Below are 12444 nucleotides of genomic sequence, written 5' to 3' on the forward strand. Positions count from 1 at the left end.
CCGCAAACATCCGCTGTCGGAAGCACAAACCAAACGTAACCGATATTTGTCGAAGACCCGTTATGTGGTCGAACAAAGCTTCGGTACGCTGCACCGTAAATTCCGCTACGCCCAGGCAGCCTATTTCGGGCTGATTAAAGTGAGTGCGCAAAGCCATCTGAAGGCGATGTGTTTGAACCTGTTGAAAGCCGCCAACAGGCTAAGTGTGTCTGTTGCCGCCTAAAAGGCGGCCCGGATGCCTGATTATCGGGTATCCGGGGAGGATTAAGGGGGTATTTGGGTAGAATCAGGAGTAATTAGGAGCGGAAATAGACGAAAACCTGTGTTTGGATTTCGGCTGTCGGAGGAAAAGGAATTTTGCAAAGGTCTCATCAAAACAATATGAGAAAAAAATTCAGGCCGTCTGAAAAGCCCGATCACTCAGGTTTTCAGACGGCCTGTCCTACTTCTGCTATTCAATTAAAACGTATGTTTAACCGTTGCAGTCACACTACGCGGCGTGCCGTAAACGTGAATATCCGGCATGGTGCGATAGCGTTTGTTAAACACGTTTTCAAAGTCCAAACTGATGCGTGTGGATTTGCCGATTTTGTAATGACCGGTCAAGTCCAGCGTTGCGTACGGACGTTGGGTCAACGCGGCCGCGGCGGCCGGATTGATGTCTGCAGGGTATTCGTCCAGCGTGTGGCTGCGACTTTGCCAGTTGACGTTGGCACCCAGGTTCAAACGGTCGGTTACGTCATACGCGGTAAAGAGTTTGAACAAATGAACCGGATAAGACGGATGCAGTTGAACCCCTTCGCTGTCTTTGATTTTGGAACGTGCATAAGACGCATTCAGCAGCCATTTATCACTCAGGCGGCCGCCGACAGAGAGTTCCACGCCTTTTGTTGTGGTGTTGTCGGCTGCACGGTAGTATTCCTCGCCATTCGCGAATTTGCCTGCGACAACGCCCAAATGGTCGCGTTTGTTCATAAAGACGGAAGCGGAAGCATTCAGACGGCCTTCAAACCATGACGCTTTCAAACCGGTCTCGTAAGTTTTGCCGCGCTGAGGTTTGAGCGCCGCGCCGTCTTTGGTCAGGTAACGCACTTGCGGACGGAAAATGGTGGTGTAAGACGCATAGGCAGTCAGATTGTCGCCGATGTCGTAGGTTACGCCCAAATAAGGAATGAAAACGTTTTGTTTGTGGCTGCTGTGTGCGAATTTGTTGCGGTCAGTGCTGTAACGGTAACGCCAATCCACAAAGCGGCTGCCGCCGATAAAGGCGAGTTTGTCGGTCAGTTTGAAACGGGTCGAGCCATAAACCGACAGGTTTTTCATGTGTGAAAAACCATCGCGCAGATACGGCATATCTGGTTTGGCGATGTTGCCGTCAAATTTACGCAAATCAGGAATCGTCGATTCGCCTTCTTCGTAGAAAGAAAGGTTTTCTTTGTTGTCCTGATAGCTGATACCGACATTGAACTCGTGCGAGCGGCCCAACGCCGGATAATCGCCGTCCAAGGCCAGCGTAAAATTCTGATCGCGGTATTTGCTGCGGTCACGGTCGGATGTAAAGAGCGCGGAGTAATCGGAATTAATGACAAAAGTACCGGCAATGCCTGAAACGATGTCGTTTTTACCCGAAACATGGCTGTAATCGCCTGTCAGTTTCCAGCCGTTGTCAAACTCATGGCTGAGGGAAGTGAATACTTCGGCACTGGTGTCTTTGCCGTATGCCCAGCGTGCGGAAGAATTGCTGCGCGGCGAAGACTCAAACGGTATGAATCCAGTACGGCGCGAACCTGCTGCGGTCAGATAGCTGAAACGCGAGCTGCCGTTGTTGCGGAAACGGTGTATTTCCGTACCGAGGCGCCATTGGGTTTGCGGCGTGATATCGTAAGACAACGTACCGTAGAAAGTGTGATTGTGGCGCGAAGTGTTCGGCAGGTAATCGCCGCCATGGTCGCTGACCAAAATAGCGCGGCCGCGCAAGGTATTGTCTGCATTCAAAGGCTGATTGGCATCAAGGACGAAACGGTAGTGGTTCCACGAACCGACACCGGCTTCCACGCTGATGGCTGGCTTGGCAGTCGGTTTTTTGCGTTCCAACGCAACCGTACCGCCCGGCTCGCCCATGCCGCCGTTGGACAAACCGCTTGCGCCGCGTACGACGACGACTTGTTCGTACAACGTGCTGTCCAGATTGTTGGTACCGCGGCGGATGGCTTTACCGTCGTAAAGGAACTTGGGCGCACCGTCCACGGAAATGCTGTCAATCGCCTGACTGCGCGAAATAAATTGGCTGTGGCCGGAGACGTTGTTGCCCATTTTGCTGTGGAACACGCCCGGTGTTTGTTTCAACACGTCCTGCAAGGTATCCAAACCTTGGTCGTCCATTTGTTTTTCAGTAACGACAGACAGGGACTGCGGCGTTTCGCGCTGGGTCAGGCGGATGCCTGTTGCGGCAGAGGAAGCAGGAATGGTGTAGTTGGAAGTAGTCTGTTTTCCGACACCTTGGACGGTAACTGTCGGTAAATCGACACGTTCTTGCGGCTGGGTATTTTCTACTTCGGTTGCGAAAGAATACGCCGAACACAGCGCCAGACTGACGGCAAAGCTTAATTTGCCATAGGGGAATACAGGTAGTGACATAGCCTCTCCAATTAGCTTATCTTTACAATTTGGTCGCAGATTCTATCAAAAAGATGTAGTCCGATGAAACTATACTCTAGCCCCTATTTTCTAAGTAGTTAGTTTAATTCAAAATATTTATTTTTAATCTAGTCCTAATTAACTAAAAAGGCCGTCTAAAAACCCGCATCATCAGGTTTTCAGACGGCCTTAATCTTTTTATCGCAAAAAATCAGTCTGCCAATTTTCGTGCCAATTCTGCCAAACGTTTACCTTGTGCAAAGGCAATGTCGTTTTCTTCGGCAGTCAATGCCGGCTTGCCGTCGTGGCCGGAAACATGGCTTGCGCCGTAAGGCGTGCCGCCACTTTGGGTATTGCTGAGCGCGGACTCGGTATATGGAATGCCGCTGATGACCATGCCGTGGTGCACCAGGGGCAGCATCATGGTCAGCAGGGTGCTTTCTTGGCCGCCGTGCAGCGAAGATGTGCTGGTGAATACGGTGGCAGGCTTGCCGACGAGTTCTGCTCCGAGCCAAAGGGGAATGGTTCCGTCGATAAAGTATTTCATCGCGGCGGCCATATTGCCGAACCGCGTCGGGCTGCCGAGCGCAAGGCCGGCGCAATTTTTGAGGTCGTCGGCAGTCGCGTATGGCGCGCCTTCGTCGGGAACGGCTTTTTCAACGGCTTCGCAAACGGTGGAAACTTTAGGAACGGTACGCAACACGGCTTCGCAACCGTCCACGCTTTCGATACCGCGTGCGATTTGGCGGGCAAGGTTGCGCGTGCTGCCGTTTTGGGAATAAAAGAGAACGAGGATTTTCAGAGGATTTGGGTTCATTTGGGGTTTCCGTTACAATGCTGTCAGGTTTCAGACGGCCTTTTAAATACTCAGGCCGTCTGAAAAGAAGAAATTTCAATTTAAAAGTGGGAAAAGGTTATGCCGTTTTCGCAATGGTGGCAAGATTTTTTGAAAAGTAAGGGCGTGGCGTTTGCTTGGTTTGTCGTGCGCCGTTTTGATGACGAGCGTGTGCCGCAGGTGGCGGCAAGCATGACGTTTACGACGCTTTTGGCTTTGGTGCCCGTGTTGACGGTGATGGTCGTCATCGCTTCGGCCTTCCCCGTTTTCGACCAATGGTCGGGGGAATTTGTCTCTTTTATCAACCGCACCATTGTGCCGCAGGGTGCGGATATGGTGTTCGACTACATCAATGCGTTCCGTGATAAGGCCACAAAGCTGACGGCGATCGGTAGTGTGATGTTGGTCGTAACCTCGCTGATGCTGATTCGGACGATAGACAATGCGTTCAACCGGATTTGGCGCGTCAATTCGCAACGGCCCTGGATGATGCAGTTTTTGGTGTATTGGGCGTTGCTGACGTTTGGGCCTTTGTCTTTGGGCGTGGGGCTGTCGGTCGTAATCGGCCAGGTGCAAGTGGTGGGCGGATCAGAATGGCTGAGGGTTATCACTGCGGTTTCATTTATTACGATGCTGCTGTGGGGGTTATACCGCTTTGTGCCCAACCGTTTCGTACCGGCTAGCCATGCTTTGGTCGGCGCGGCTGTAACGGCGTTTTGCTTGGAAACGGCACGCTTTTTGTTCGCTTGGTACATGGGCAACTTTGACGGCTACAAATCGATTTACGGCGCATTTGCCGCGGTACCGTTTTTCCTGTTGTGGCTCAACCTGTTATGGACGCTGGTATTAGGCGGCGCAGTTTTGACCTCGTCCCTGTCCTACTGGCGCGGCGAAGCGTTCCGCCGCAGTCTGGATGCGCGCGGCCGCTTTGACGATGTATTGAAAATCCTGTTGCTGCTCGATTCTGCCCAACAAAACGGCAAGGCGTTGCCGGTGCAGGAGTTCAGACGGCATATCAATATGGGTTTCGACGAATTGGGCGAGCTTTTGGAAAAACTGGCGCGACACGGCTATGTCTATTCCGGCCGTCAGGGCTGGGTCTTGAAAATGGGGGCGGAGTCCATCGACTTGGCAGAGCTGTTCAAACTCTTTGTCTACCGTCCGCAAACGCTTAATAAAGATAAGGTCAATCAAACGGTTGACCACATTATGCAGCCCTGCTTGGAAACCTTGAACATGACGCTTGCCGAGTTCGGCGCCCATACGAAAAAACAATCCTCTTAAACCTGACGCCGTCTGAAACCAAAAATATCAAGTTTCAGACGGCCTTTGCTATAATCGGCACACTACTGAATACTACATTCGACCTACAAGGAAAAATAGATGAAAACACCAGCCCTACTCTCTCTGCTTGGTTTGATTCCATCTGCCGCCTTTGCCGCCCACGGCGTAGGCCTTGGCCAACCACCCAAATATCCGGCCAACTTCACCGCCTTCGAATACATCAATCCCAACGCTCCTAAAGGCGGCACGTTTACCACGCCTTTCCTCGGTGCTTTTGACACGCTCAACCCCTTTACCCTCAAAGGCAACCACGAATACGGCATCAGTATGCTGACGCTCGATACCCTGACCGAGCAAAGCATGGACGAACCTTATGCCGTTTACGGCCTGATTGCCGAAGACATCGCCCTGGCGCCGGACGGTCTTTCCGTTACCTTCAAAATCAACCCCAAAGCCAAATTCCACAACGGCGACCCCGTTTTGGCCAAAGACGTTGCCGCTTCATTTAACATCCTGACCAAAGACAAAGCCGCCGCCCCCATGTACCACTTCTACTGGAGCGACGTGGCCAAAGTAGAAACGCCCAACGATCGCACCGTCGTGTTCCGCTTCAAGCAGCGCAACTCAGAATTGCACATGATTCTCGGCAGCCTGCCCGTCTTCTCGCATAAAAGCTATCCCAAAGGCCTGGCAGCCGCACCCAACAGCCTGCCCATCGGCTCCGGCCCCTACCGTTTTGCCAAAGCCGAAAACGGCCGTATCAGCGAGTTTGTCCGTGACAAAAACTACTGGGCTCAAAATCTGCCCGTGCGCAAAGGCCGCTACAACTACGACCACATCCGCATCAAATACGTCAAAGACGAAGTTGTCCGCATCGAGGGACTGAAAGGCGGCCAATATGACTTCGTACAAGAAAACGTCGCCCGCAACTGGGCGCGCGCCTACTCCGACGAAGTCCTCAAAAAACGCAATCTGTCCAAACACGAATGGGTACAAAACAGCACCGCCGGCATGCAAGGCTTCGTCATCAATATGCGCCACAAGCCCTTGGACAATATTTACGTCCGCCGCGCCTTAATTGAAAGCTTCGACTACGAAAGCGTCAACAGCCGCATCTTCTACGGCGCATACCGCCGTACCGACAGTTTCTTCACAAACAGCACCATGGCCGCAACCGGCAAGCCGGACAGCGCGGAAACCGCATTGCTCAAATCATTGGGCACCAAGCTGCCCGACGGCGTATTGGATCAAGACGTCCCTATGCCGCCGGTTACCGACCCCAAACTGGGCGTGCGTCCGAACCTGCTCAAAGCACGCGCCCTACTTGAAAAAGGCGGCTATCAATACAAAAACGGCAAAGCAGTGGACAAACAAGGCAAACCGCTAACCTTTGAATTCCTCGCCCCAAGCAAAAACTACGAACGCATTACCGCCAAATGGCAGCGCGACCTCGCCAAAATCGGTATTACCATGAACGTGCGTACCGCCGATTCCGCCGTGTACCAAAAACGCATGAACGACTTCGATTTTGACGTAACCACCGGCTACTACGGCAACAGCGAAAGTCCCGGCAACGAGCAATACGACTACTTCAGCTGCGCCGCCGCCAAAACCGAAGGCAGCCGCAACCTATCCGGCGTCTGCCATCCCGCGGTTGAAAAACTGCTGACCCATTTCAACAGCTTTACCAACCGCCAAGAGCTGCAAACCACCTCGCGCGCGCTCGACCGACTGATCCGCCACCAATACACTATCGTTCCAAACTGGTTCGCCGACCGCTATCGCGTCGTGTACCGTAACGATGTCGGCATTCCGTCCAAGCTGCCGAAATACTACGACCCCATTACCTTCGCCATGACCGCAGGCTGGAAGAAAAAGTAGTCGTATTTCGACAACACGCCAAAGCATCTGACAAGCCCTTGACGCTTAGCCTTTGGCATAAAAACCCATTATTCGTTTAAAACCAATTAATCCATCCAAACCAAATAACCGCAAAAGAAAAAACAACTTAAAGCCAAATCAAAGGCCGTCTGAAACATCCGTCAGCAAAATCATCTGCAACGGAACATTTCAGACGGCCTTTTCGTCTTTTTTCAATCCAGTTTCGCAACCGAAACAAAATATCAAAAATTAACAAAAAAATTGCAGCACAATACCCTCAAAATTTACAAAACCGTGTACACTTCCAAATTAAGATTTTGAATTATAAGAATAATCGTAATAAGAACTACAATCATCCCAATTTAACCAACATCAAGCGTTCATATAATAAAAGGAACAAAAACATGGAAATCAAACGTCTGTCTACCATTCTCAAACTGATTGCCAACCCCGAACGCATGGCCATCCTTTTCCTGCTGCTGGACGGCGACCGCAGCATTACCGAACTGGCACAAGCACTCGGCTCCTCCCCGACCGGCATCGCCAACCACCTCGCACGCCTGCGCACCGAAGGCATCATTGATTTCACGCGCTACCACCGCATCATCGAATACCGCCTCATCTCCGAAGAAGCCGCCACCATCCTCAATACCCTGCGCACACTCAAAGACCCAGCCGAATAAACAAATTATTCCACATCACAACAACAAGGCCGTCTGAAACATCAGCTTTCAGACGGCCTGCCCCTTTCAGCCCATATCGAAAAATAAACCAATCCGCTATACAATACCGCCCATGCCCACAGGCGCAATCCGCCGCCCTCCCACCCAACAGCACACACGGAAACATCATGAAAATCGCCACTTGGAACGTCAATTCCCTCAACGTCCGCCTGCCCCAAGTACAAAACTGGCTGGCCGACCACCAAGCCGACATCCTCGCCTTACAAGAACTCAAACTCGACCAAGACAAATTCCCGGCCGCCGCCCTGCAAATGATGGGCTGGCACTGCGTCTGGAGCGGCCAAAAAACCTACAACGGCGTCGCCATCATCAGCCGCTACGAACCGCAAGACGTACATTGCGGCCTGCCCGCCCTACCCGATGACCCACAACGCCGCGTCATCGCCGCCACCATCAACGGCGTGCGCGTCATCAACGTCTATTGCGTCAACGGCGAAGCCCTGGACAGCCCAAAATTCCAATACAAAGAACAATGGTTTGCCGCATTGACCGAATTCATCCGCGCCGAAATGGCCGTACACCCCAAACTCGTCCTGCTCGGCGACTTCAACATCGCCCCGGCCGATGCCGACTGCTACGACCCCGAAAAATGGCACGAAAAAATCCATTGCTCCTCCATCGAAAGACAATGGTTTAAAAACCTGCTCGACCTCGGCCTGACCGACAGCCTGCGCAAAGTCCACCCCGAAGGCGCGTTCTACACATGGTTCGACTACCGCGGCGCCATGTTCCAACGCAAACTCGGCCTGCGCATCGACCACATCCTCACCAGCCCCGAACTCGCCGCCACCCTTACCGACGTCACCGTCGACTTAGAAACCCGCGCCCAAGAACGCCCCAGCGACCATGCGCCGGTAATCGCTGAGTTTGACTGCTAACACTTTAAATTAAGAAAAATAAGGCCGTCTGAAAACTGGTTTTCAGACGGCCTTAGCGCTAAGAGGTTTTCAGAGAACGTTTGAGGTTATCTGAAATGGTTTGAACGGAAAAGAACGCGTGCGTGCGTACCGCACACACCCTTGTATATCGGAACTTCCGTATCATAGCAACCAACCGCTACATGTCGGTTTTAAAGTTTGTTCCGCCTGCAGGTAGTGTGTGCAGCGTAGCCACGCACGCGGTTGGCGGGGATGTAGGCTACTGCTTGCTTGTTACGGTTACTTGAACACAGCAATATTGACATATATTACATTTGATATAGAATATAGCATACCTAAATGGTAAAAGACTTTTATCAAACTCAATTAGGATAGGAGATGTAAATGATAGAATTATCTTATGGAGCTGATGAGTAGATCAAACCTAATTCATCTTAAATATTACAATTTGAAAATTGTTTAAATTAAAAGGAAGATAGAGTAAAAACCTATCTTCCTTTTAAAATTTCTTATAATATTTATAGTCAAAGGGAAAAAATGAAGTTTTTTCTTAATCTTCCTCGTATTTTGTATTTCCTATTAGGTATGCTTACAATAATAGTTATTTTATTCCTTCATTGGTATCTTCAGTCTCACGATTATTTTAGTCTTATATTATTTGTAACTACTAAAGATCGTATTTTACCATTTCTTCTATATGAAATTCTTACAATTATTATTTTAACATATTTTTATTATGCAATTATCAACAAACATCCAACCACAAAAAAAGGATTAAGATTAGTTTATATTTTTCTACTTATCTCTTTTACATTATCCTATTTTATCGTAGCGTATGAATCATTACATAATCTGCAAACTTCCCTAGCCATGTTTATTAGTTCCATATTTTTAGGTACAGGATGGTGGGTACAAGCAATGATTACAAATGCGTCTACCAAAAGAACACATACATTAAATGTAATTATGAATCAGAGGAACAACTCTGAGTTCCATAAGCGTACTCAACATGCTAGAAAATACTTATCAAAAAATAAAGTTATAAATAAAGAATTATTTGAATATTACAATTTAATTAATACAAATAATAATTCAGAAAATTTTCTTAATAAAGAAATTAGATTAGATTTTATTAATAAGTATAAAAATGATAAGGATAAAAAAGATAAAATAAAAAATGCAAAACAAAAAAGGGAAGAGTTATCAAATATGATTAAAGCAATTGATAGTCTTAACTATCAATTGAATTATTACGAATTTATCGCAGCAGGCGTAAATAGCGGAGACTTAGACCCAGAATTAATATCTTATTGCTTTTCTGGAATTTTATGTAATCTTGAGCGAAGAGCTTTTTATTTAATATTACCTGATGCAAAAAAAGCAAAGGCACAAAATACTCAAAAGTATATCTTTTGTGAACTATTAAGTTTAATCGATAAGTGTGGGAAAGATAAATCTATTATTCTAAAAACAATAAGAGAAAATCCAAATAGTGATGACACATATAGTACTCACGATCTTTTAATTCCTGAAGAAAAAATTTATGAATATTTTGCTGAAAAATAATTCATATATTGAAAATTGGTAATGAATAGGTTATAAATTCAATAGCTTAAGAAGTTTTACAATTCTATTGGAACTATACCCTATTCTTACCTGTTTAAATTTCAATACAGCTCTTTGAAAAGAGTTTCTATAATTTCTCTCTTAATAAAAAGTCTCACTCCGCACCAAATAACAATCCTTCCTTAATCCCCCGTATCCTATCCCTTAACACCGCCGCTTCTTCAAACTGCAAATCCCTAGCCGCCTGCTGCATGGCTTTTTCGAGTTTGGCGATTTCTTTAATCGCGTCTTCTTCGTTGTGAATCTCGCCGACTTTAACCTTGTTTTTACCTTTCAGACGGCCTTTGCTGCTGTCTTCTTCGTGGTACACGCCATCGATGATGTCTTTGACCTGTTTTTTAATCTGCTGCGGCACGATGCCGTGTTCTTCATTGAATTTAATTTGTTTTTCGCGACGGCGTTCGGTTTCGTCGATGGCGGCTTTCATGGAGTCGGTAATTTTGTCGGCGTACAGGATGGCGACGCCGTTCACGTTGCGCGCAGCGCGGCCTATGGTTTGAATCAGGCTGCGGTGGGAGCGCAGGAAGCCTTCTTTGTCGGCGTCGAGGATGGCGACGAGAGAGACTTCGGGGATGTCCAAGCCTTCGCGCAAGAGGTTGATGCCGACGAGTACGTCAAACAGGCCGAGACGCAAATCTCTAATGATTTCAACTCGCTCGACGGTGTCAATGTCGCTGTGCAGATAGCGTACTTTGATGCCGAGTTCGCTGTAATAGTCGGTGAGTTGCTCCGCCATGCGTTTGGTGAGGGTGGTAACGAGCACGCGTTCGCCTTTTTGGATGCGGTCGTTAATTTCGCTCATTAAGTCGTCGACTTGGGTGGCGACGGGGCGGATGATGATTTGTGGATCGACCAGCCCGGTGGGGCGGACGACTTGTTCGACCACTTGTCCGGCGTGTTCTTCTTCGTATTTGGCGGGGGTGGCGGAAACGAAGACGGTTTGCGGCATGACTTTTTCAAATTCATGGAATTTAAGCGGGCGGTTGTCGCGGGCGGAAGGCAGTCGGAAGCCGTAATCGACGAGGTTTTGCTTGCGCGATGCGTCGCCTTTGTACATGCCGCCGATTTGGGTGACGGTAACGTGGCTTTCGTCGATGAACATGATGGCGTTGTCGGGCAGGTAGTCCATCAGCGTGGGAGGCGGTTCGCCTTCTTTTTTGCCGGAGAAGTGGCGGGAGTAGTTTTCGATGCCTTTGCAGAAGCCCATTTCGTAGAGCATTTCGAGGTCGAAACGGGTGCGTTGTTCGATGCGTTGTTGTTCGACGGGGCGTTGTTCGCGGGCGAAAAATTCGATGCGTTCGCGCAATTCTTCTTTGATGGACTCGCAGGCACGCAAGACGGTGTCGCGCGGGGTAACGTAGTGGCTGGATGGGAAGACGGTGTAGCGGCCGACGCGCTGGATAAGGCTGCCTGAAAGCGGGTCGAACATATCGAGGCGGTCGATTTCGTCGTCAAATAGGCTGATGCGCAAGGCATTTTCGGAGCTTTCGGCGGGGTACACGTCAATCACGTCGCCGCGCACGCGGAAGCTGCCGCGTTTGAAGTCCAAATCGCCGCGTTCGTACTGCATGGAAACGAGCGTGGCGATGATGTCGCGCTGCTCAATGGTGTCGCCTTCTTTGACGGACAATACCATTTGTTGATATTCGGTCGGGTCGCCGATACCGTAAATAGCGGACACGGTGGCGACGATAATCACGTCGTCGCGCGTCATCAGGTTTTTGGTGGCGGAAAGGCGCATCTGTTCGATGTGTTCGTTGATCGCGCTGTCTTTTTCGATGAACAAATCGCGGCTGGGCACATAGGCTTCGGGCTGGTAATAGTCATAATAAGACACAAAATATTCCACCGCGTTTTCGGGGAAAAACTCGCGCATTTCGGCATAGAGCTGGGCGGCAAGGGTTTTGTTGTGCGCCATGATGATGGCGGGGCGGCCGCTTTGAGCGATGACGTTCGCCATGGTATAGGTTTTGCCCGAACCGGTTACACCGAGCAGGGTTTGGTAGGCAAGGCCGTCTGAAAGCCCTTCGAGCAGGCCGGCAATGGCAGTGGGCTGGTCACCGGCAGGTGGGAAGGGCTGGTGGAGTTTAAACGGAGAATTGGGATATTGGATGACTTCCATAAGACGGCCTGTTTTATGTTCAGGTAAAGAGAAGATTATAACAAAGGGCCGTCTGAAAATTGATAGTGTGCCAATCTGACAAGACTAAATATTTCATTTCCTTCCTTAGCTAAAGCTAACTGAGGTTGGTTGTGTTGGCAGGAACAATTAAACTCCCCTCTCCCCAAAGGGCGTGTACCCCACGTCCTTTTTACTCTCTTATCTCCTTTCCACCCTATTGTCACCCCATAAAAGGCTTACACTCCGCATCATTGCCCCTAAATATCTCCTCACCGTCCGTACAGCTGCCCTTCCCCTTCATCTTCCCGCATACCACCGCCGTCAGCGACTCGTTCAAACGCAGCACCCTCGGCTCCGCTTCCCTATCCAGCGCCACCGCCTTCAAGGTAAACTTACCCTCCAGGATGCCCTTAGCCTGACCGCTCATCCTGATACAGA

At 49.4% G+C, this 12444-nt stretch carries 9 protein-coding genes and 1 pseudogene; 6 read left to right on the forward strand and 4 right to left on the reverse strand.

From position 1 onward, the window contains the following. On the forward strand, positions 1-223 hold a 223-nt coding region (locus ACTHTS_RS10610), incomplete at its 5' end, for a transposase (RefSeq protein ID WP_440370002.1). A 236-nt stretch (positions 224-459) separates the two neighbouring features. Here the strand turns inward: ACTHTS_RS10610 and ACTHTS_RS10615 are convergent. Beyond that, positions 460-2637, reverse strand: coding sequence for a TonB-dependent siderophore receptor (locus ACTHTS_RS10615; RefSeq protein ID WP_440370003.1), 2178 nt, complete (start codon positions 2635-2637; stop codon positions 460-462). Between the two features lie 211 nt (positions 2638-2848). After that, positions 2849-3454: an NAD(P)H:quinone oxidoreductase gene (wrbA, locus tag ACTHTS_RS10620; RefSeq protein WP_440370004.1), complete on the reverse strand. Its 606-nt coding sequence runs from the start codon at positions 3452-3454 to the stop codon at positions 2849-2851. A 99-nt stretch (positions 3455-3553) separates the two neighbouring features. Between wrbA and ACTHTS_RS10625 the strand changes: the two genes are divergently transcribed. The 5 genes from ACTHTS_RS10625 (at position 3554) to ACTHTS_RS10645 (ending at position 9824) form a co-directional block, all read left to right on the forward strand. Further along, positions 3554-4756: a YihY family inner membrane protein gene (locus ACTHTS_RS10625; RefSeq protein WP_440370005.1), complete on the forward strand. Its 1203-nt coding sequence runs from the start codon at positions 3554-3556 to the stop codon at positions 4754-4756. Between the two features lie 99 nt (positions 4757-4855). Next, positions 4856-6637 (forward strand): extracellular solute-binding protein, encoded by a 1782-nt coding sequence (locus tag ACTHTS_RS10630; protein WP_440370006.1) that lies wholly within the window; start codon positions 4856-4858, stop codon positions 6635-6637. A 404-nt stretch (positions 6638-7041) separates the two neighbouring features. Then, entirely contained in the window at positions 7042-7320 is a 279-nt protein-coding gene (locus ACTHTS_RS10635; protein ID WP_070625266.1) for an ArsR/SmtB family transcription factor, read from the forward strand. 167 nt (positions 7321-7487) lie between these two features. Beyond that, positions 7488-8258, forward strand: coding sequence for an exodeoxyribonuclease III (xth, locus tag ACTHTS_RS10640; protein ID WP_440370007.1), 771 nt, complete (start codon positions 7488-7490; stop codon positions 8256-8258). A 537-nt stretch (positions 8259-8795) separates the two neighbouring features. After that, on the forward strand, positions 8796-9824 hold the full coding sequence (locus tag ACTHTS_RS10645) for a DUF4760 domain-containing protein (RefSeq protein ID WP_440370008.1): 1029 nt from the start codon (positions 8796-8798) through the stop codon (positions 9822-9824). Positions 9825-9978: 154 nt separating this feature from the next. On the opposite strand, the gene uvrB is transcribed toward ACTHTS_RS10645, so the two are convergent. Together uvrB and ACTHTS_RS10655 are read right to left on the reverse strand one after the other, a co-directional pair. Further along, positions 9979-12006, reverse strand: coding sequence for an excinuclease ABC subunit UvrB (uvrB, locus tag ACTHTS_RS10650; protein ID WP_440370009.1), 2028 nt, complete (start codon positions 12004-12006; stop codon positions 9979-9981). Between the two features lie 220 nt (positions 12007-12226). After that, positions 12227-12444 (reverse strand): annotated as a pseudogene (locus ACTHTS_RS10655) (type IV pilin protein); the annotation flags it as partial.

The organism is Neisseria sp. P0019.S003 (genome assembly GCF_051957115.1).
GTDB classification, from domain to species: domain Bacteria; phylum Pseudomonadota; class Gammaproteobacteria; order Burkholderiales; family Neisseriaceae; genus Neisseria; species Neisseria flavescens_D.